Annotated in this window: 17 protein-coding genes and 1 pseudogene; 6 read left to right on the top strand and 12 right to left on the bottom strand. The window is 65.8% G+C overall.

Annotated elements, in window-relative coordinates; translation table 11 throughout:
• Positions 1-6 precede the first annotated feature (6 nt).
• The 7 genes from KWG56_RS15895 to KWG56_RS15865 form a co-directional block, all read right to left on the bottom strand.
• Positions 7-411, bottom strand: a complete 405-nt coding sequence (locus tag KWG56_RS15895; protein ID WP_219352874.1) for a helix-turn-helix transcriptional regulator — start codon at positions 409-411, stop codon at positions 7-9.
• Positions 399-605, bottom strand: a complete 207-nt coding sequence (locus KWG56_RS15890) for a hypothetical protein (protein WP_201099702.1) — start codon at positions 603-605, stop codon at positions 399-401. Before KWG56_RS15890 ends, KWG56_RS15895 begins: the two co-directional genes overlap by 13 nt.
• 270 nt (positions 606-875) lie before the next feature.
• Positions 876-1,676, bottom strand: coding sequence for a transglycosylase SLT domain-containing protein (locus KWG56_RS15885; RefSeq protein WP_244999542.1), 801 nt, complete (start codon positions 1,674-1,676; stop codon positions 876-878).
• Between the two features lie 1,200 nt (positions 1,677-2,876).
• Positions 2,877-3,557, bottom strand: coding sequence for a methyltransferase family protein (locus KWG56_RS15880; protein ID WP_219352873.1), 681 nt, complete (start codon positions 3,555-3,557; stop codon positions 2,877-2,879).
• Positions 3,550-4,815, bottom strand: a complete 1,266-nt coding sequence (locus tag KWG56_RS15875) for a TolC family protein (protein ID WP_201099704.1) — start codon at positions 4,813-4,815, stop codon at positions 3,550-3,552. The genes KWG56_RS15880 and KWG56_RS15875 overlap by 8 nt, the downstream gene beginning before the upstream one ends.
• Complete coding sequence (locus tag KWG56_RS15870) at positions 4,812-7,907, bottom strand: efflux RND transporter permease subunit (RefSeq protein WP_219352872.1); 3,096 nt, start codon at positions 7,905-7,907, stop codon at positions 4,812-4,814. The genes KWG56_RS15875 and KWG56_RS15870 overlap by 4 nt, the downstream gene beginning before the upstream one ends.
• Positions 7,908-7,911: 4 nt before the next feature.
• Positions 7,912-8,937 carry an efflux RND transporter periplasmic adaptor subunit gene (locus tag KWG56_RS15865; protein ID WP_219352871.1) on the bottom strand — a complete coding sequence of 342 codons (1,026 nt, stop codon included), beginning with the start codon at positions 8,935-8,937 and terminating at the stop codon, positions 7,912-7,914.
• Positions 8,938-9,171: 234 nt separating this feature from the next.
• Here KWG56_RS15865 and KWG56_RS15860 point away from each other — a divergent pair, with 234 nt between their 5' ends.
• From KWG56_RS15860 to KWG56_RS15845, 4 genes and pseudogenes are all read left to right on the top strand, one after another.
• Positions 9,172-9,825 (top strand): response regulator transcription factor, encoded by a 654-nt coding sequence (locus tag KWG56_RS15860; RefSeq protein WP_201099707.1) that lies wholly within the window; start codon positions 9,172-9,174, stop codon positions 9,823-9,825.
• Between the two features lie 3 nt (positions 9,826-9,828).
• Positions 9,829-11,211, top strand: coding sequence for a sensor histidine kinase (locus tag KWG56_RS15855; RefSeq protein WP_219352870.1), 1,383 nt, complete (start codon positions 9,829-9,831; stop codon positions 11,209-11,211).
• The gene (locus KWG56_RS15850; protein WP_219352869.1) at positions 11,211-12,578 is read left to right on the top strand and encodes a ferredoxin reductase family protein; all 1,368 of its coding nucleotides are present in this window, start codon (positions 11,211-11,213) and stop codon (positions 12,576-12,578) included. The genes KWG56_RS15855 and KWG56_RS15850 overlap by 1 nt, the downstream gene beginning before the upstream one ends.
• A 28-nt stretch (positions 12,579-12,606) precedes the next feature.
• Positions 12,607-13,307: pseudogene (locus KWG56_RS15845) on the top strand (VIT1/CCC1 transporter family protein).
• A 55-nt stretch (positions 13,308-13,362) separates the two neighbouring features.
• Here KWG56_RS15845 and arsB read toward each other — a convergent pair.
• Positions 13,363-14,418 carry an ACR3 family arsenite efflux transporter gene (arsB, locus tag KWG56_RS15840; RefSeq protein ID WP_201099711.1) on the bottom strand — a complete coding sequence of 352 codons (1,056 nt, stop codon included), beginning with the start codon at positions 14,416-14,418 and terminating at the stop codon, positions 13,363-13,365.
• 549 nt (positions 14,419-14,967) lie between these two features.
• Here arsB and KWG56_RS15835 point away from each other — a divergent pair.
• Positions 14,968-15,798: a type IV toxin-antitoxin system AbiEi family antitoxin domain-containing protein gene (locus tag KWG56_RS15835; protein WP_219352868.1), complete on the top strand. Its 831-nt coding sequence runs from the start codon at positions 14,968-14,970 to the stop codon at positions 15,796-15,798.
• The gene (locus tag KWG56_RS15830; protein WP_201099713.1) at positions 15,785-16,708 is read left to right on the top strand and encodes a nucleotidyl transferase AbiEii/AbiGii toxin family protein; all 924 of its coding nucleotides are present in this window, start codon (positions 15,785-15,787) and stop codon (positions 16,706-16,708) included. Before KWG56_RS15835 ends, KWG56_RS15830 begins: the two co-directional genes overlap by 14 nt.
• Positions 16,709-16,803: 95 nt before the next feature.
• Here the strand turns inward: KWG56_RS15830 and KWG56_RS15825 are convergent, their stop codons facing one another.
• From KWG56_RS15825 to KWG56_RS15810, 4 genes are all read right to left on the bottom strand, one after another.
• Positions 16,804-17,082, bottom strand: coding sequence for a 3'-5' exonuclease (locus KWG56_RS15825; protein ID WP_244999540.1), 279 nt, complete (start codon positions 17,080-17,082; stop codon positions 16,804-16,806).
• Positions 17,083-17,656: 574 nt separating this feature from the next.
• A complete protein-coding gene (locus KWG56_RS15820) occupies positions 17,657-18,361 on the bottom strand; it encodes a hypothetical protein (protein WP_219352867.1) in 705 nt (234 codons plus the stop codon).
• Complete coding sequence (locus KWG56_RS15815) at positions 18,352-19,374, bottom strand: hypothetical protein (RefSeq protein ID WP_219352866.1); 1,023 nt, start codon at positions 19,372-19,374, stop codon at positions 18,352-18,354. Before KWG56_RS15815 ends, KWG56_RS15820 begins: the two co-directional genes overlap by 10 nt.
• Positions 19,375-19,474: 100 nt before the next feature.
• Complete coding sequence (locus KWG56_RS15810; protein ID WP_219352865.1) at positions 19,475-20,998, bottom strand: hypothetical protein; 1,524 nt, start codon at positions 20,996-20,998, stop codon at positions 19,475-19,477.
• Positions 20,999-21,014 lie beyond the last annotated feature (16 nt).

Here is a 21,014-nt window from a genome sequence, read left to right as displayed (position 1 = left end):
ATCCCTTCAGCCACCGAAGTCGAACGTCGTCTGGTTCTCCGGGACGACCGGCTTTCGTTTCCGGCGGGTCTTGGCGGTTGGATCCTGGCCAGTCGCGACGACCGATGCCGAGGTATCCAGCTGCTCCTCCACGGTCTGTCTGACCTGCGTCGGCTCGAGCGGCTTCAAGGCTGCCAAAACGACCCGGGGCTCCGGGAGACGCCGTGGCGTTCTTGCCCGTTTCCATGCGAGCAGTTCGCTCTGCCACCATCCGACCCGGTTCTGCGAGACCTGAACACAGGCCGGGAAATCCCCGGTCTTCGACATGCGCCAGACCGTCGTCCGGCTCAGCCCGCAGATAATCTTCACCTGCGACCACGGCAAAATGCGATCCTCCAGTTCATCGAAGGGTGGGACGGTCACCGTATCCATGACACCGCCTCGTCTGCCCGGCGCTCCAGAACCTCGGCGAGCAACCGGGCGTCTCGCGCCGCATCGACCGGATCGCGGACTTCCCAGAGTCGAAGAACATCTTTCAAAGCGAAGCTGACCGCCGGGTCGATCAGCAGGTCCGCTACCGTCGACGGCCACTCGGTTCTGAACCCTTCCAGTCCCGCCTCAACCATGACGCCGCCCCTTGGCCGCGGGCGGCGCAGACGCGCGAAGGTCGCTAACCTGGGTCAGAGCCCAGGCGCGAAGCACGCCACGCGGATAGTAGGGCCTGTGCCGAACGTGCAGACAGGGAGGCCCATTGCCGCCAGTGGACCACAGTCGCGCAAGGGTCTCGGGCTTCATGCGAATGCCGTACTGGACCAAGAAGGCGGACGCCTCCTTGCGGGTCAGGAGATCCTCGTCAGCCGCCTCTGACGCAGGAACCACAGGCTCTGCTGCGGGGATCATCGACCGGGCTCCGGCGACCGGCACTCGCGGGAGTTCCGGGCGCCGCGCCCGGCCGTGAGCGCGAGGTAACAGTCCACTGCGGAAGCCACATAGGCCTGGGTCTCCGCGATGTGCGGGATGCGGCCGAGACGAGCGACGCGGTCCGGTCCCGAGTTATACGCTGCAAGGGCGAGGCGGACCTCCCCGAAACGAAGCACCTGCCGCGCCAGATAGTCGGCCCCGCCATTCAAGTTCTCGATCGGGTCAAATCGGTCGCGAACAGCGAGGTCGGCCGCCGTCCCCGGCATCAACTGGGTCAGGCCGCCGGCCCCGGCCGGGGACACGGCATCGACCCGATAAGCGGATCCGTCGGCGACGAGTTCGTCGCACAGCAGGATGTTGCGGCGATCCAGATAGAGCGTCCGGAACTGCTCCCGCGGGAGATAGGCTAAGGTTGTCCGCGCATAGGCCAGGACTGTGTTCCATGACGACAGGACCGGGCGGGCGCAGGCGGCGCTTCGGGCCAGCCGGATGCTAAGCTCGCGCAGAAGCTTGAGATCCAGGATTGCGGTCGGACCCAGTCCCGGGAGACGGCCGAGTTCGGAGACTTCGGCGGCAGCTATGTCGCCGAGAGATCCGAACCGATCCAGCAAGGCCTCGGCGATCGGATCGACATCCGACCCGGCCAGACACCGGCCCAACAGCAGGCCGAGCAAGGTCTGGTCATCGAGTGCGGTGAGCGTCGAGGGCTCCGGCGTCGCGCGGTGCGGCATCGAGGCCAGCGGGGGGGCCTCTGCGTGGCGCGGAAGGGATCTCATGGCGACCTCCTGGTCTGCGCTCCCCGTTGGAGCGCCGCCGCCGCCCTCGCTTTCCCCTTTGCTGCGGTCGCGGCTTGGCGGAGCGACAGACGCGCTCCATCGTGCGTCGATGAAATTGATCCTGATCCTCGCCAGCCTCATCCTTGGCCCCGGCCGTCGCCCACGCGGCCCCCTGTGAGGGACGTCTCCCGAGCCGGTACGGTGAGACCGTCTCCGGCGTCGTCCGCTACATCGGCGACGGCGATAGCCCGTGCCTCGGTCCCAGTGCAAATCCGGCCATGTGGATTGAGGTCCGGCCGTCGGACTTTGACGCACCGGAGTTTCACGGTCCGACAGGCCGGACCGACCGTGATCATCTGTCTAGGCTGGTGCGAAGCAGGTTCCTGGCCTGTGTCGCCGTCCGGGGGCGGAACGGCCGGGCCATCGTCTATGACCGCGTCATCGCACCGTGCCGGCTGAACGGCCGTCGTGGCGGCGATCTGTTGCGGGTCGTCGGCGGTTGGAAGGGGGGCAACTAGGACCTCGACCACACGGCCTCGGTCAGTCGCCCGACCGCGATAAGACCTGACGCTCCACCTCTGCGGCGTCGAGGGCGCGGTGGTGGTGGGGACGATGGAACCTTGCCGCTCCACCCGGGATCAGCGAGGACTGCCATCCTTCCTTGCCCGAGCGTCCAGAAAACATCGCGCAACAAGAACATGAAAGAATACCGAGCCACCCGAAGCGGCGTTCGTCTCACCGGATTGGCATCATCTTTAGCGAGAATTGGTAGCGTTTTGTGGAGGAGCCACACCCGTTGGCTCTGCTGGGAACGTCGATTTTTCTGGTGACCACGGGAAAACTCACATGATGACGGCCTGCCACGCGCAGCGGTCGGACCCCGAGGCGATCACGGGCATTTACAACCAAGGTATTGAGGGTCGTGACGAGACCGCACCACGAACACGAACGCAAATCGAGGCATGGTTTGACGAGATATCGCTCGTTGTGGTCGCGGGCGACGCGATACCATGACGACAGCTGTCAGCAACTCGATGCCCACCTCCACGTCTTCATCGACGCCTAACCTACGGCCGACGCCTCAAGACCCTGAACGGTCTCCCGTCCTTCAAGTTCATCTGCAAATCATGGACAAAGGAACCCGAACGATTCAGGATCAAACCGAGCCGCCAATCTCCGGAACCAAACACCCGGACCGCTTCAAGGCAGCCTCATAAAGACATTCAGAACCCCGAGAATCTGGGCAAAATCGATCATCTCGAATACTGGAATGGCGAGCAGGAACACGAGCCCGTCGCGAATCGTCAAAAGGAAGAATTTCGGGCGGATTGTCAGTTCTTCGACGTCGCTCCACCGTGTGAAATTTGGCCAGAATCGCGGCGTCCGTGCACAGTATTGCCGGTAGGTTTCGCCGAATTCCTTATCCAGCCAAATTTCCTCACGCCGCACGGTGAAGTGGAACACCAATACCGCCGCGAGAACGAACAGGGTGGCGATAGTCAGGGTTCCGCTCTGAGCCCCGACGCCGAAAGCCCCAAGAAAGCTGAAGACATAGAGCGGATTGCGGCTGATCGAATAGGGTCCCCGGTCGACGATTTCGGCCTTCTTGCGTCCGCCGATGTAGAGCGAGCACCAGGCGCGTCCGAAGATGGCGATGATGATGGCGACCCGTCCGATGGTCTCTATGGTTTCATGCCTGTTACCGTCCATGTCGTCGGAGGATCGACTAACGGCCGCCAAGACCACCAGCAGGAGTAGGGCGAGCAGAATGGCGACCTTGCGTATGAGCTGAACTGTACGAAGGTTCGGCGTTTCGGGCGCGCAGTCGACGACAGTCCCTTTGGAAGCCGGCTCTCGGGAATCCGGCTTGATCTCACTCATCTTCGGCGAGCCAGAACTCGTGCGCGTCGAGCGCCATCTTGAGCAGGGCGAGATGCGCCCGCGCCCGCGCCTCCAGCTCAAGCCGGCGCATCTCGAAGGCCTGGCGTTCGGCCAGCAGGCGATCCGCCAGGTCGAATTCGCCCAGATCATAGCCGCGTGTGATCCGCTGGGCGGATTGCTCGGCGGCGGCGCGCGCGGCCTCCGAGTCCCGCCAGGCCCGCAGCGAACCGGCGGCCGAGATCACATCCCGCTGGGCGTTGGAGCGGACCTCGCGGGCGGTCATGGCGAAGCGCGCTTCCGCCGCCGAGGCCTCGGCCGCTTGACGGTCGGCAGTGGCGCTGCGCCTTGCGCCGCTGAACGGCATGCTGAAGACCAGACCGACGCCGGTCTCGTCGCCGCCGCGTTCGTTGAACAGGCGAACTCCGACACTGGGATCGGGCGTACGGTCTCGCGCGGAGCGGCGGGCGAAAAGATGCTGTTGATCGGCCAGGGCGCGCGCCATCGTCAGTTCGTGGCTGCGTTGGATGATAATATCGGCCCACAGGTCATAGGGCCGCGACGGTTCGATCGGCGGCGTCAGTTCACCGGGCGCGACGCCTGCCAGATTGGGGAACAGGCCTTCGAGCATGGCCCTGGCGTTCGATTGCTCGCCTTCGGAAACGGCCAGGGCGGCTGCGGCCCGGGCCTGGGCCGCGCGGGCCTGTTCGAGGTCCACGAGGGCGGCGTCCTTCAGGTCGACGCGCCGTGAGAGCGCCTGAACGTCGCGCGCATAGGTCGTCAGTTCGGCCTCGTCGATGACGCGCCGCTCGACCGCCGCCAGCCACACGACCCAGTATTCGGCGAAGATCAGCGAGGTCTGGTGGCGGGCGTCCTCGATCCCGTCGCTGGCGGCCCGGACGCCGACGGCGCCGGCCGCCCGGTCCAGCGCCGCCTTGCCCGGCAGGCGCAGGCCCCGGGTCAGTTGCAATGACCATTCGGTGAAGCGGCCGTCCGTCCGCACGTCCCGTTCGTCAAGCGTCGCCGAGACGACCGTCTCATGATCGCCGGCCGCGAGCTGGCGCGATGCAGCCTGTGCGCCGCTGAGATTGGCCTGGGCCTCATTGACCGTCGGCGAAGCGTCGAGCGCGTCGAGGATCAGGATGTCCGGCGGGAGGAAGGCGGGTCGGGTCACGCCAGGACCGATTTCGGGTTCCGCGCCCCAGGCAGGAACGGCGACGATGAGGCTGGCCGAGGCCAGCAGAATAGCGACCCGCGTCATGCAGCCGTCTCCAGGGCGGCGGCGCCGCGTTCGAGCCCAAAGCGCCGGTAGAGGATGGGAAGGAGGACCAGCGTCAGCAGGGTCGAGGTGATCAGGCCGCCGACCACGACGATGGCCAGAGGACGCTGGATCTCCGAGCCGGGGCCGCTGGCCAGCAACAGCGGCGTCAGACCCAGGGCCGTGATGCTGGCGGTCATCAACACGGGCCGCAGACGCCGGCGCGCGCCTTCGACCACGGCCGTGGATATGTCGAGCCCCTGCTGAATCAGGTCGTTGAAGTGCGAGACCAGCACCAGACCATTCAGCACCGCGATGCCGAGCAGGGCGATGAATCCCACCGAGGCCGGCACCGAGAGATATTCACCCGAGGCCCATAGGGCCAGCACACCGCCGATCATGGCGAAGGGGATGTTGGCCAGGATCAGCACCGACTGGCGCAACGATTTCAACGTCACGAACAGCACCAGCAGGATCATCCCCAAGGCCAGGGGAATGACCAGCGACAGCCGCGCGGCGGCCCTCTGCTGGTTCTCGAACTGGCCTCCCCAGGTGATGCTGTAGCCCTGTGGCAGGCGCACCTTGGCGGCCACGCTCGCCTGGGCCTCCTCGACGAAGCCGACCAGGTCCCGGCCGGTGACATAGGCCTGGACCACGGCGAATCGGCTGGCCTTTTCGCGATCGATCTTGACCGGGCCGTCGACGTGCGAGACCCGAGCCAGGTCCGACACCCGCACCAGGCCGCCGCCGGGCGTGGCCAGTTCGGACTGTCCAAGCTGTTCAGACTGTTCGCGCAGGGTCTCGGGACCACGCAAGATCACCGGCGTGCGCCGGCCCGGCTCGAACACATAGCCCGCGGGCGAGCCGTCGATACGAGCGCGCAGTTCATCTTGGACCTCGGCGATCGACAGGCCGGCGCGCCCGGCGGCCGTCCTGTCCAGATCGAGCTGGAGATAGGCCATGCTGTCGCCGGCGACGGTGTAGACATCGGAGGCGCCCGGGGTCGCCTTCAGGACCGTTTCGATCTCGCGGGCCAGATCGCCCAGGGTCGCCAGATCCGGTCCGAACACCTTGACCGCGAGATCGCCCCGGCTGCCGGTCAGCATCTCGGATATCCGCATCTCGATCGGTTGGGTGAAGGAGGTTTGGATGCCGGGAAAGTCGGCTGTGACCTTGCGTAATTCCTCGGCCAGCCAGGCGTTATCCTGCCGCCGCCATGTCTTCTTGGGCTTGAGCACCAGGAAGCTGTCGGTCTCGTTCAGCCCCATCGGATCCAACCCGATCTCGTCGGAGCCGACACGGGCGACGATCCGCTCCACCTCCGGAACCCGCGCCAGGATGGCGCGCTGCATGGCCAGATCCTGCTGCGCGCTGATGTCGAGATTGATCGACGGGGCCTTGAACAGCTGCATGATGATCGTGCCCTCGTCCATCGTGGGCATGAAGCTCTTGCCGACCAGGACGTAGCCTCCGGCGGCGGCTCCGAAGCCGACCAGGGCGGCGATGACCACCGGCGCGGGCCGTCTCAGCGCCCAGTCCAGCAGCCGCCCGTAGGCAGGGCCGATCCGGCGCATCAGCCAGGACTCCTGATGCGCCGTCGGCTTGAGCAGCAGGGACGACAGCACGGGCACCAGGGTGAAGGACAGGATCAGCGACGAGGCCAGGCCGAAGACGATGGTCAGGGCCACGGGGGCGAACATCTTGCCCTCCAGTCCCTGAAGGGTGAGCAGCGGCGTGAACACCAGGCAGATGATGACGACGCCCGAGACCACGGGGGTGGCGACTTCGCGGCAGGCTTCGTAGATTTCGAGCAGGCGCGAGGTCTTGCGGCCCGATGCAGCGGAGGCGTTGAGGCGCTCGACGGTGTTCTCGACCACCACGATCGAAGCGTCCACCAGCATGCCGATGGCGATGGCCAGGCCGCCCAGGCTCATCAAATTGGCGGTCAGGCCGAAGACCCGCATGAGGATGAAGGCTCCGAGCACCGCGAACGGCAGCATCACCGCCACCACGACGGCGGCTCGCAGTTCGCCGAGGAACAGCAGCAGCAGTATCAGCACGATCACCGTGGCTTCCATCAGCGCCTCGGTCACGGTGCCGGTCGCCTTTTCGATCAGTTCGGAACGGTCGTAGAAGGGGCGGACGATCACGCCCTTGGGCAGGCTGGCCTGGACCTCGTTCAACCGGGCCTTGACGGCCGCGACCACCCTCTTGGCGTCGGCGCCCTTCAGGGCGATGACGATGGCTTGCGCCGTCTCGCCGGCGCCGTCGGCCGTGACCGCGCCATAGCGGGTCAGGGCGCCGGTCTGGATCGTGGCGACGGAGCCAAGCGGGATCGTTCCGCCGGCAGGCAGGGGCACGGGCGTCCGTCTGAGGTCGTCGAGCGTCGTCGCCGCGCCGACGACGCGGACCACCAGCGCCTCCTCGCCCTCGACCAGACGGCCGGCGCCGTCGTTGCGGTTGGCGGCCTCTATCGCCTGACGCAAGTCGGACGAAGTCAGGCCGGAGGCGGCCAGGGCGCCGGCGTCGGGGGCGATCTCGAAGGCGCGGGCCCGGCCGCCCAGCACATTGACGTCGGCGACGCCCGGCAATCCCCTCAGCGCCGGCCGCACGGTCCAATCCAGCAGGGTGCGGCGCTCCTCCAGCGACAGGCCCGGCCCTTCGAGGGTGAACATGAAGACGTCGGAAAGAGGCGTGGAGATCGGCGACAGCCCGCCGGTCACGATGGGCGGCAGGTTGGCCAGAGCGTTGCTCAACCGCTCGGCGGCCTGCTGACGCGCCCAATAGACGTCGGTTCCCGCCTCGAAATCCAGGGTGATGTCGGCGATGGCGTATTTGGCGGTCGAGCGCAGCATCGCCTGGCGGGGGATGCCCAGAAGCTCCATCTCCAGCGGCGTGATGACCTGGCTCTCGACCTCCTCGGGGGTCATGCCCGGCGCCTTGAGGATGATCTTGACCTGGGTCGGCGAGATGTCGGGAAAGGCGTCCACCGGCAACTGCCGATAGGCGTTGACCCCGAACAGCAACAGAGCGATGGCGGCGACCAGGACCAGCAGACGCTGGGACAGCGCCGCCCTGACGATAGCGGACAGCATGGGCTCAGCCTTCCGAGGCGGTCTTGAGCTGGCTGACGCCCGAGGTCACGACCTCGTCGCCCGGGTTCAGGCCGGTGACGACGGCCTGGGCGTCCGAACGCCCCTCGACCGTGACCGCCACCGGCAGATATCCGTTGGCGCGTCGAACGAACACCGTGTCCCGACCGTTGATCTGGATGAGGCTGACGCGCGGCACGGCGACCGCGTCGGGGCTCGAGCGTCGCGTGACCGTGATCATCGTCGCCTCGCCGGGGACAACATCGGCCCCGCTCGCCAGTTCCGCCCGCATCACGACCGAACGGGTGCGTGGGTCGATGGCCGACCCCACGGCGACGACCCGGCCACGCGCGCCCGCGACCTCCACGATTGAGCCGATCTCGACCTGCCCGGCGATGTCGGCCGGCAGCCGCGCCTCGACCCACAGGCGGTCGTCGCGGTCGATGACGGCGCCCGGCGCCATCGCCTCCACGCCGCTTCCGGGTTGCAGGTTCAGTTGCGACACCCGCCCCGCGATCGGAGCCTTCAGCACATATTCGCCGGCACGCCGACCGGCGCCGCCCGCGGAGGCCAGCAGTCGACCCCGTTCATTGGCCATAATGCGCGCCTGTTCGGCGCGGGTGGACGCCTCTTCGGACCGGGCTTCGGCGATAATACCTTCGCTCGCCAGGGTGCGGGTGCGCCGCGCCGCCGCCTCGGTCATCCGCACCTCGGCGTTGGCCTGGGCCAGCTCGGCCGAGACCTTCAGCGCGTCCTGGCTGAACAGGACCGCCAGGGGCTGGCCGGCGCCGACCGCCTGGCCCTCCAGGACGTCCACGCGCACCACCACGGCCGCGAAGGGGACGGCGGCGACCACCCGACCGTTCAGCGCCGGCGTGACCGTGGCGGGCAGGCTGGCCAGGGGCGTGTCGGTCGCGGCCACGGCGACGGTGGTTTTGAGGCTCATGGCCCGGGACTGTTCCGGCGTCAGCCTGACCAGGGTCTGGTCGCCCATCACCTTGCCGGCGGCCAGGGCGACGACGAGTGCGGACAAGGCTACGGCCGTAACGCGCAAGGGTGTGATGCGAATAGGTCTGGCTATGGTCGGTCCCCTCCACACCGCGACTTGCGGCGTCGGGGGGTTGTCGCAAGCGGTGCTGAAACGCCCCTGACACCAGGCTGAACCCAGGCTGAAAGGGATCTCGTCCGGGCCTTCCGGCGCCGCCCCCTCCTGGCTGTCAGGTTGAATTCAGCCTAGCGGGGTAGAGTCGCCATGGAATCGGATGTGATGCGAATTCTGTTGGTCGAGGACGATGAAGAGCTGGCGCGCCGGCTGAAGCTGGGCCTCGGCGAGGCTGGCTTCGCCGTGGACCATGCCGCCGACGGCGAGACCGCCGTCGAACTGGGCGAGACCCAGGTCTTCGACGCGGTCGTGCTGGACCTGGGCCTGCCGCGCCTGCCAGGGCTTGAGGTGTTGCGGCGATGGCGTGCGAAGCGGCGCAATATGCCTGTCCTGGTGCTGACGGCGCGGGACGCCTGGACCGAGCGGGTCGATGGTCTGAACGCCGGAGCCGACGACTATCTGGGCAAGCCTTTCCAGACGGCCGAGGTCGTGGCGCGTCTCAGAGCCCTGGTGCGCCGTTCCGCCGGCGATGCGTCTCCCATCCTCGTGCACGAGGACGTCCGCCTGGACGTGACCGGCGGCGCGGCGACCCTGGAGGGCCGGCCCGTGGACCTGACGGCGCGCGAGCTGCGCATCCTCGGCTATCTGATGCATCGCCAAGGTCGGATCGTCTCCCAGGCCGAACTCATGGACCATGTCTACGCCCTGGATGACATCCGGGAGTCCAATACCATCGAAGTCTATGTCGGCCGCCTGCGAAAAAAGCTGGGCAAGGACTGCATCCGCACGATCCGCGGGCTCGGATACAGGGTCGGATAGGGAATGCGCACCCTCTGGAGAAGTTTCCGCGCTCGCCTGTTGCTGGGCTCCGTGATCTGGATTTTCGCCGGGGTGGCTGTGAGCGGCTTCGTCTTGTCGGAAATCTTCAGGGAGCATGTGACCGCCCAGTTCGACACGGAGCTTAAAGGCCATGCCGACGAACTGGCGGTGCTGGTTCACGTTCCGCCAGACGGCGCGCCCTATCTTCAACGTTGGTTGAGCGACCCTCGCTTCCAGCCTCCGGGATCGGGCTATTATTGGCAAATTCGACGCAAGGGCGGGGAACTGGCCCGGTCGTCGTCGCTCGGTGGGGCCGCCCTGCCCATGGTCGGACCGCCGCCGGGTCCGGGCGTATCGCGCCAGTCCTTCATATCCGGCCCAACCGGCGAGGTGCGGCTGCTGGAACGCACGGTGACGCCGACGGGAACGGGTGAAAGCCTGCGGATCGCCATCGGTGCGGACCAGAGATTACTCGACGACGTCCTGTCCCAATTCAACCGAACCCTGGCTCTGTCTCTCAGCATGATCGCCCTGGGACTGGTCGGAGCCGCCTTCCTGCAGATCTCGTTCGGACTGCGCCCGCTTGGCAAGATCCGAAGCGCCCTGGCGGCAGTCCGTTCTGGGCGCGCCGCTCGCCTGCCCGACGACAGCCCCAGCGAGGTTCGCCCCCTGGTCCAGGATCTGAATGCGCTGATCGACGCCAATGCGGAGATGATCCGGCGCGCTCGGGCGCAGGCCGGCAATCTGGCTCATGCTCTGAAGACGCCGCTGGCGATCCTGGCCGACGAAGGCGCGCGGCTGAACGCGCAGGGGCAGGCCGAGGCGGCGCACACCATCCTGACGCAATGCGAACGGATGCGTCGCCAGATCGACTATCAGATGGCGCGGGCGCGAGCGGCCGCCTCACGCAGCACGCCGGGCGCCGTCGCCGACGCCGAGGCTGTGCTGACCCCGATCCTCAGCGCCATGCGCCGCCTGCACGGGCCGCGCGGCATCGAATACAGGCTTCGCGCCTACTCGCCCGCCTCGGCCGCCGTCGAGGCCCAGGACCTGAGCGAGATGCTGGCCAACCTGCTCGACAACGCGGGCAAATGGGCCGCGACAACGGTCGAGGTCGCGTTCGATCGGCCGCGTCCCGACATCCTGCGCGTCACCATCGACGACGACGGTCCCGGCCTGGTCCCCGAGGCTTGGGATGTCGTGTTCGACATCGGCGAGCGGCTGGACGAGCACGCGCCGGGTTCGGGCTTGGGGCTGGCCATCGTCCGCGACCTCGCCACGCTCTACGGTGGCCGGGCCTGGCTCGAAAAGGCGCCGTCAGGGGGACTCCGCGCCATCCTGGAGGTTCCGGCCGCGCCCGGCAGCACGATGAAACGGAGATATTGATGTCGAGACGCACGACGGACTTCCAGAGGTTGGCGTTATTCTTCGCCGCCGTTCTCCTGACGATCGGCGGCTTGTGGCTGGTCAGCCTGGCGCCGGGCGCCCTTGCGGCGAGCTTCTGGACATTGCGTGAAACACTCATCTATGGCGCGGGTGTGCTGGCCCTCGGTTCGATGTCCATCACCGTGATCCTGGCGTCGCGGCCGGTCTGGATCGAGGGGATGCTGGGCGGCCTCGACAAATTCTATCGCCTGCACAAATGGTTCGCGATCGCGGCGCTGTCTTTCGCCGTGACCCACTGGCTGCTGGAAGTCGTGCCGCGGTCCCTCGCCCAAAGGGGCTGGATCGCGCGTCCCCAAAGGCCGCCAGCTGCCGCCGAACCCGTCATTCCCGCCGGCTTCGATCCTTTCCGCGACCTGGAGGGGATCGCGGTGCAACTGGCCGAATGGAGTCTCTATCTGGTGCTGGCGCTGGCGGCCCTGGCCTTGTGGAAGCGGTTTCCCTACCGCGCCTTCCTGAAGACCCACAGGCTGATGCCGGCGATCTATCTCGTGCTGCTGTTCCACGCGATCATCATGATCGACCGATCCTACTGGACCGCACCGCTCGGCCCGGTGCTGGCGTTGCTGATGTTGGGCGGGGCCGTCGCAGCCGTCTCGGCGCTCGTTCGACGCACCGGCGTTTCCCGCAAGGCCGTCGGACGGATCGAGAACCTGACACCCTATGAAGGGAACGCCGTCCTGGATGTCGAGGTCCGCCTCGAAACGGCTTGGCCGGGACATAGGGCCGGCCAGTTCGCCTTCGTCAATCTGGGTGGCGTCGAAGGCGCTCACCCCTTCACCATCGCCTCGGCCTGGCGTCGTGACGGCCGACTGACGTTCAGCATCAAAGGGCTGGGCGACTATACGCGGCGACTGCCGGACCATCTGTTCGTGGGCCAGGCCGTGACCGTCGAGGGTCCTTACGGCCGTTTCGATTTTCGCGATGCGCCGGGCCGCCAGGTCTGGATCGCCGGTGGCGTCGGGATCACGCCCTTCATCGCCCGCCTGCAGGCGCTGGCGGACCAGCGCCTGGGTTTGACCGAAGCGGATGCAGTGGATCTTGTCTATTCCACCAGCGCCCCGGACGAAGCCTTCATCGAAACGATCCGACGGCTCGCGGAACGGGCCGGCGTCCGATTTCATCTTCTGGTCACGCCGCGAGACGGCCTGCTCACGCTCGACCGCCTCGCAGACCGGGTCTCCGACTGGAAGGACGCCGGGATCTGGTTCTGCGGTCCTGCGCCTTTCGGACAAGCCATCCGCAGGGCAATGATGGCGCGAGGATTGCCCGCCACGCGCTTCCACCAGGAATCCTTCCAGATGCGGTGAAAGCCGCCGCCAGCCCAAGGACAGAAACATGAGCCGACGACAGCCCCAGGCCGAAACCCACTTCTCCTCGCGCGTCGGATGGCTGCGGGCGGCAGTCATGGGCGCCAACGACGGGATCGTCTCGACCGCCAGCCTGATCGTCGGCGTCGCCGCCGCATCATCAGGCAAGGACGCGATCCTGGTCGCGGGCGTGGCCGGACTGGTGTCAGGAGCCATGTCGATGGCCGCTGGCGAATATGTGTCGGTCAGCGCCCAGGCCGACACCGAGAAGGCCGACCTTGCGCGCGAAAAGCAGGAGCTGACCGAGGACTACCCGTTTGAAGTCAGGGAACTGGCCGGCATCTACGAAACGCGCGGCCTGACCCCGGACCTGGCTCGGCAGGTCGCCGAGCAATTGATGAACAAGGACGCCCTGGGCGCTCATGCGCGTGACGAACTCGGCATATCGGAAATCACAACGGCGCGCCCGCTCCAGGCCGCCTTCGCATCGGCAGTGACGTTCTCGGTCGGAGCCGCGCTACCCCTGCTCGCCGTGGTGGCCGCGCCCCTGGGTCTTGTCGTCCCGCCGTCGTCGTCGCCACCTTGGTCTCGCTCACGTCACTGGGGATCGCGGGCGCGATGGCGGGCGGCGCCGGTATCGTCCACTCTGTGACACGAGTCGTTTTCTGGGGAAGCCTCGCGATGGCGATAACCGCCGGCGTCGGGGGATTGGTCGGCGCCGTTGTCTAGGTGTTTGGCCCCGGCGTTTGATAATAGAACAGCCGACCAGCAATGACCGGCTGCGCTAGAGGGCGGGGAACCATCGCCGGCCGAGCCAGAGGGCGACGGACACTAGCAGGATCAGCACCGGGACCTCGACCAGCGGCCCGATAACAGCGGCGAAGGCGACCGGTGAGGCCAGACCGAAGGCGGAGATGGCGACGGCGATGGCCAGTTCGAAATTGTTGGACGCGGCGGTGAAGGCCAGGGCCGTGGTGCGCGGATAGTCCGCCTCGATCCAGCGCCCCATCGCGAAGCTGACGATGAACATGACGAGGAAGTAGATCGTCAGGGGCACGGCGATCCGCAGGGCGTCGAACGGCAGGGCGACGACCTCGCCGCCCTTTAGGCTAAACATGGCGACGATGGTGAACAACAGGGCGATCAGGGTCATCGGCCCGATCCGGGGCAGGAACCGGGTCTCGAACCAGTCGGCGCCTTTCCTGGCGATGAAGATACGTCGAGTCAGGAAGCCGCCGAGGAACGGCAGACCGAGGTAGATCAGAACCGCGCCGGCGATGGTCCCGACGCTGACGTGGATCACGCTGCCTTCCAGTCCGAACAGCGGCGGCAGGACCGTCAGGAACAGCCAGGCATAGAGGCTGAAGAAGACGATCTGGAAGATCGAGTTGAAGGCCACCAGACCGGCCACATACTGACTGTCGCCCCGCGCAAGCTGGTTCCAGACCAGCACCATGGCGATGCACCTCGCCAGGCCGATCAGGATCACGCCGGTCATATATTCCGGCTGGTCGCGCAGGAAGACGACGGCCAGACCGAACATCAGCACGGGCCCGAGAACCCAGTTCTGGAACAGGGACAGAGCGAGCACGCGGCGGTCGGCGAAGACCCGATGCAGTTCCTCGTATTTCACCCGCGCCAGCGGCGGATACATCATCAGAATGAGGCCGATGGCGATCGGGATGTTGGTCGATCCGATCGACAGACTGTCCATCCAGGCCGGCAGTCCGGGAACGAGCGACCCCAGGGCGACACCCAGCGCCATGGCCGCGAAAATCCACAGCGTCAGCCAGCGATCCAGAAAGGACAGGCGGCGGGGCGGCGAGGCCTGATCGGTCACGCGCCGACCCGCTTGCCGTCGGCGTCGATCACGACCTCGCCGTCTTCCTTGGAGAAGGGCGCGGCGGGCATGGCATGCAAGAGGTCAGCGGTTCGACTCCGCTAAGCTCCACCAATTTTTCAAGGGGTTAGCAGGAAACTGCTAGCCCCTTTTGCTTGCTGGGTAACACCGGGGTAACAAACCTTGATATTTCAAGTTGTGCTGCGCTGGCGCGATTTCACCCTTGCGCGGGGCGTTCCACCCCGTTTCAGCCGTCCGTCGAGGCGCCACGCGACTCACCCTGACCGCCTCCGGCCGCGACGTCAGCTGGAGGGGGCGCCAGCTATGGACGGGAAATGTTGGCCGCGATCCTCATGGCGGTGATCGGTAAGATCGAAGACCTACACTCCAACAGGCTCAGCATCAGGGAAAGGCGCCCCATCGAAGCTCCGGATGGAAGGTGCCTAGTTTGACTGGGAACGCTTCTAAGACACCCACGGTGCTGCAATGTGCCGAGTGTCAAACTGGTTAGTTTGACAATTTTCATATTAGGACACTATGAGTGTTCAAATGCTGGGAAAGCTAAACAAGCTCGAACGTATCCTCCCTGAAGGCCTCCTGGTCGATTCCGGCTGGATGAATGAGAACGGCTACCCCAACTCGCTGCGGGCGAAATACGTCGCTTCGGGGCGACTGGAACGGACTGCGCGCCGGGTCTACCGCCGTCCGCGCGGAACCCTCGACTGGCCGACAGCCGTTCTCTCGCTCCAGGCCCTCCTCGACTATTCCATTGTGATCGGAGGCCGCACCGCGCTCGAGTTGCAGGGCTATGCCCACTACCTTCCTGCCGCCCGCAAGGAAGTTCATCTCTATGGCGACGAGACCCCGCCGACCTGGCTCGCCGACCTGCCTCTGGATGTCGCGTTCAAATATCATTCGTCCCAGAAGCTGTTCCGCAGCGCCCGATACTTCGAGGTCGCCCGGCTCGGCGAGGACTCCAGCGAGACCGGCCTCCTGGCGGACTGGGCCCGCGCCGCAGTGGTGGACACCCCCCTGGGCCACTGGCAATGGCCCTTGCGCCAGTCGACGCCCGAGCGCGCCATCCTCGAACTTCTGGACGAACTCCCCGATCATGAGAGCTTCGACCAAGTGGATCAGCTGATGGGCGCCCTGGCCACCCTCAGCCCGCGACGGCTGCAGCGCCTGCTCGAGGATTGCGTGAGCGTGAAGGTCAAACGCCTGTTCTTCTATTTCGCCGACCGGCACGGTCATGCGTGGCTTAAAGCCCTGGACCGCGACGCCATCGATCTGGGCAGCGGCAACCGCGTGCTCGCCAAAGGCGGCAGACTGGACCCGACCTACAAGATCACCGTGCCGAGGTCGCTCGATGCCGGTCAGTGACGTCTACGCCCGGCAGGTCCGCCTCCTCGTCCAAACCCTTCCCCTCGTGTTCCAGGAACCCTGCTTCGCCCTGAAGGGCGGCACGGCGATCAATCTGTTCGTCCGCGATCTCCCGCGACTGTCGGTGGACATCGACCTGACCTATCTGCCGGTCGAGGATCGGGACACATCGCTCGCCGCAATCGACGCGGCGCTGAGGCGGATCGCTGACGCCATCGAACACGCCCTGCCGGGCTCGGTCGTCGTGCGCGGCAAGGGTGGAGCCCAGCCCGTGATCGACAAGCTGCTCGTCCGCGCGGACGGCGCGGTGATCAAGGTGGAGGTGACGCCGGTCCTGCGCGGCGTGGTGTTCGAGCCCGAGGTCCGTCCGGTTTCAGCAGCGGTGGAAGAGCGCTTCGGCTATGCCGAGGCCCGGATGGTCTCCCACGCCGATCTCTATGCGGGAAAGATCATGGCGGCGCTGGACCGCCAGCATCCCCGCGACCTGTTCGATGTGCGCGACCTTCTGGCCAACGAGGGGATCACGCCGGCACTGCGACAGGCCTTTGTGATCTATTTGGCCAGCCACCACCGGCCCATGGCCGAGGTGCTCCGCGCCAATCCCAAGGATCTGACCCAGGAGTTCGAGCGCGGGTTCGATGGAATGACCGAAGACCCGGTGGACCTTGGCGACCTCATCGTCGCGCGCACGGCCCTGATCACCGCCATCGTCGATGACATGCCGGAGGCGCACCGCACCTTCCTGATCGGGTTCAAAGCCGGCGCGCCTGACTGGGACCTCATTGGCCTGCCCGACGCCGCCGACCTCCCCGCCGTGCGCTGGAAGCAGTTAAACCTCGACCGCCTGGAGCCCGCCCGGCGCGCGGACATGGTCGAACGGCTTCGACAGACTTGGCCGCAATCAGTCTGACAATACCGCCAGACCGCAGCATGCTCACAGACTCCGAGGTTCGGACGCTATGAGCAACTGACACAAACGGTCGTTTAGGCGTCTGCGCGTCGGGTCTAGATGGCGATTTCCGGAACGCCAGCCTGCCCTAGGAGCGCATAGAGCTCGGCTACCTTTGATCGTTGGCCACGTTGCTGGCAGAACGCAAAGATGGCCCGCTGCTTCGCTCGGGAGAGAGCGACGAAAAACGCGGCGAGGCCCTCTTTGTCGCCGGGTTTGTGCGCCCACCAAGCTTGGTCGTCGAGACCCATGAAGACGATCGTGTCGTACTCAAGCCCCTTGCTCTTATGCACGGTCATCAGAGGTATCTGATCGAGACCTTCGAAGGCATCCAAGCACTCGGACCAGGTCGATACCCCGGTACGGGAACCGGATCGCCTGCGCCAAGGCCTGGCACCTGTTCCAGGCCTTGGTCGATTGGGCTCAAGAGAAGGCCGCCGAGCCGGACCGGATCGCGGTCCAGAAGCGCAAGGCCTCACAGTCATTTGGCGATATTATCGACGAGGCCGTATCAAGCGCGGCGCGTCGAGACGCGGAGAAAAAGGCGCTCGACGCCTGGACGGCCCGAGACCTCCCCGGCCTGCCAGATAGTCTCGAACCCGGCTCGCCAGAGGAAGCGCTTCACGACTATCTGGTCGGCTGGGGCAGCGGCAACTTCATGCTGATGTCGAGCCGATCGATCAACCTCGTCGGCAAGAGCGCCGGAAAGCTCGCCTACGAAGCCCGTCGCGACGCGCGCGGGCTTAAGCTGACGGATTTCCGCATCCTACGGTTCGAGGACAACACCCCAAGCAGCTCGCGTGCGGAAACAATGCTCACGTTCGAAACCTCCACGGGGCGAAGGGAGATGCAGCTCTCGATCGGGGTCATGCTCGACCTCGGCAAGGACGGCATTCACCTGCGGGGCCCTCAGGCGCGCTGGCAGGTCGGATCAAAGGTTTTGTCCGCCTCGACCGCTTCGACAAAGGCCCGCAGATCGGCGGCGATCCCGTCCGGGAGCGCCAAGGTCACCGTCGGCCCCAACAGCTGAAGGAGCTTGAACACATCATTGCGATGCTTGGTGACATTCCGGCTATCGACCGGCTGGCCGTCCGCCCGGTCGCGCGCCAGGTTGTTGTAGGCGAACGCCTTGAAGGGAATGAGGGTCTGGACGTCGATGACAGGGACGCCGTCCATCTCTGTCGTTCCGTCCTTGAGCAAGGCGTAATAGGCGTCGTCCAGCAGCATGGCCGACAGGCTCTCGACCGTTCCGTCAAGGGGTATTGGCGTGAGGCGCGCGCCCTCCGGCACGGTGATGACATCGGGCAGTCGCGAGAACAGCTCGATCATCGCCGGATAGGTCTTGTCGGAGGGATGGGTAAACCGGAAGAAATCCCTCGCGCCGTCGCTGCGTTCACGGGTCTGGTAGCCGCCGGCATCGATGAAGGCCCAGAAGGATCGGACGAACTCCGGCTTCAGGGCCTCGAGACAGAGAACCAGATCGAGATCCTTGGTGGCCCGGAACGGCAAACCGGCGCCGGTCATGTGAATCTCGGCCGCCGCCCCGCCGATCAATGTGTACTGGTCCTCGAAGCCCGCGAAGGCCGCCTTGAACACATCAATGCCTACGACCATCCGAAGGGCTCCATGAGGGTGTCGACGGCCTGATCGAGGCGTTCGTCATGACGGTCCTCCAGGCTCAGATACAGGGAGAGGCGATCCACGACGGGTCCGTGATGGCAAAGCAGACGGGGATCGTAAGACCAGGTTTCGATGCGGATGGCTTCCGGGTCCCGATCGTCGGCCGGCTGAAGGTCGTGCTGGTAGACCAGCCCCTTCCACTGACGTGCGGAGACTGCCCGGGCTTCATGAACGGGAGGACCGAGGAGGGTGTACTCCGACAAAGCGGATTCCCCGGCCAGCGGCAGCGCCTGGGCCTCGGGAAACGGCCTGACCAGGCGACGGGCACGGACGGGCGACTGAAGCAAATCACGGACCGCCCGCCAGAGGTCGTCGCCCTCCTGCTTGAAAGTGATGCGACGCTCTCGCCCGCGAACATCGATGTTGAGGATGTCATGCCGCTGCAGCTCATCGACCACTCGCCCGGTGCTCATGGCGGAGTATTGAAACCGCTCGGCCAGGGACTTGGGCGTCTGGCCATCGAGGTCCTCACGAAGCAACGAGGCCAGGACCACGACCTGGGCGGCCGGCGTCAACTGTTCCACGGCCGGCCGGACCTCTGACCGGAAATACTCGCGCAGATCGGCGCCGAGCTCGGGCAGGAACAGCTGATTGCCGGGAACGATGAAGTTGACGCCCTGCTGGATAAGACGCTGTCGGTTGGCCGAGCTCAGGGCGTCCGTGAGGAAGACGACCACGAACGCGTCCGATGTCGAGCGGGCGGTCTGGATATGTTTGGCGATCGTCGCCGGCGTTTCCGCGTCCTGGCCGGGCGTGGCGAGAATGAGCAGCTTTCGTCCGAACAGGCTCGTTTCGGCGAGACGATAGCGATCCGTCAGGAAGAACGGCAGGAGCCCCACGTCGGCCTCCTTGAACGTCAATCGGATGTCGAACAGCTGCGTGACGTAGGCCGCCGCATCGTCGAAGAGACGGCCCAGGCTCCCAAAAGATGTCGAGTTAGATAACATTGGACTGCACGATAACACTGGCAATGTTACCATTCAATCTAATGTTATTATTGTTGTCGTGGCGGCGTTTCAGCCACCGGTCCGCCGTCAATCGCCCACGTCAGGCTCGGGGCTCCATTGGAAGAAGGTCCGCGTCACGTTCGAGGTCTTCGCGCCTGAGCCGACGCCCCTCCAGGAGCAGCCAGTCGAGTCGTTCCCGGAGTTGATCGTCAGAAAAGCCAGGCGCCCAGGCGAGCGGCGTCAGTTCGATGAGCGCCTCCTCCTGGCCCATCCGGAACTCCCCCGTCAGGGTGGTCAGTTCGATGGTCAGGCTGATGCTCTGGGACCGATGCCGGTTGTAGTCGTCGATCAGCCCCAGATACTCAGAGTTCTCATCTGCGCGCGCTCGCGCGGCGGGCATGTCGACGTCGTGTTTTCGGTTGGGCGCGATATCGGTCACGAGATCACGAAGATCGGAGACGCTCAGCGCATTCTCCGAATACGAGGCGTCGATCGATCGCAGGTCGGTCACGACCTGGCGGCAGTCCTGACAGATGTACACGACCCGATAGGATCGGAACGCCCCCATCCAGCTCTCATCCCCGACACGCCAGAACAAGGCCTGGGGATCGCGCTCGGCCGTGAAAACCATGTGACGATGCAGGCGTCCCGTCCATTTGCCCTTTCCCGAAAGTCGGAGCGCCTCGCTCCGATCGCGCCGGCAGACCTCGCACCGCCAGTCCGGGACGACCCGCCGCCAGGGTGTCTCGACGCCTTGGGAGGTCCTGAAGGCCGCGAGGTCTTCGAGGCTCGGTCTTCGCGAGGCGGTCCGCTTGAGACGGGGCGAAATTCCAAAGCCGTCGTGACGCACCGAGCGTTCCGAAACGATGCCGGGTATCCGATAAAGGCTTTCTGCGTCGTGGCCCTGCTGCGATGCGAGGCGGGGCACGATCGACGTCAGGACGTGTGGGCTCCAGAACTGCGGTGGATTGCCATGGATGCGATGGCCTCCCGCATTCAGACGCCCCGCAAGGATGTCGAGAAAGGCGAGGCGGTCCGTCACGTCGCGCTCGACCTCGTTCCAGACGTCACGGACCGCCTCGTCGTCGATCCCATGCATCCGGTTGGGCTTCACCTGGATGAAGCGCATGATCTCGCGGGGCGAGAAGCTGAAATAGCTGGGGATCAGGTCGCCCAGCCGGCTCTTGGCCTTCCCCTCGGCGGTATTGCAGTCGTTGCAGATGAGCGTTGTGAAGAACCGCATGGTGAGGTCCTTGCAGGCGTCGACGCCGCGCCGAAGGTCCCGGGCTTCCGGGGTCCGGTCTTCCGTGTTCACCAACGGGCGAAGCATCTTTTTGGCGTGGTCGCGCAGGTGGTCGTGATGCCATTCCAGCTGGCACAGAAGGACACCGTTATCGCTGGCCCGCGCGATCTCGAGCTTGCGGCGCTGACAGGCCTCACAGACCCAGTCACGCCGGACCTCGGCCCAGTTGCTGTTCAGATTGAGCTTCTGCGCGCCCAGGCTGAGCATCAGGGCCTTGGTTTGCCGGCTCCAGGCGCCGTCTGCCTGGGGCAGCAAGGACTCAAGGTCCTCGTCGGAAACCGCTCTGAGGTCGGGCATGACAAGAGAGAAGGATGCGGTCATCGAGGAACCCGGATGT

Source organism: Brevundimonas nasdae (assembly GCF_019395145.1).
Taxonomy (GTDB): domain Bacteria; phylum Pseudomonadota; class Alphaproteobacteria; order Caulobacterales; family Caulobacteraceae; genus Brevundimonas; species Brevundimonas nasdae.
This window is presented reverse-complemented; position numbering and strand designations above follow the sequence as displayed.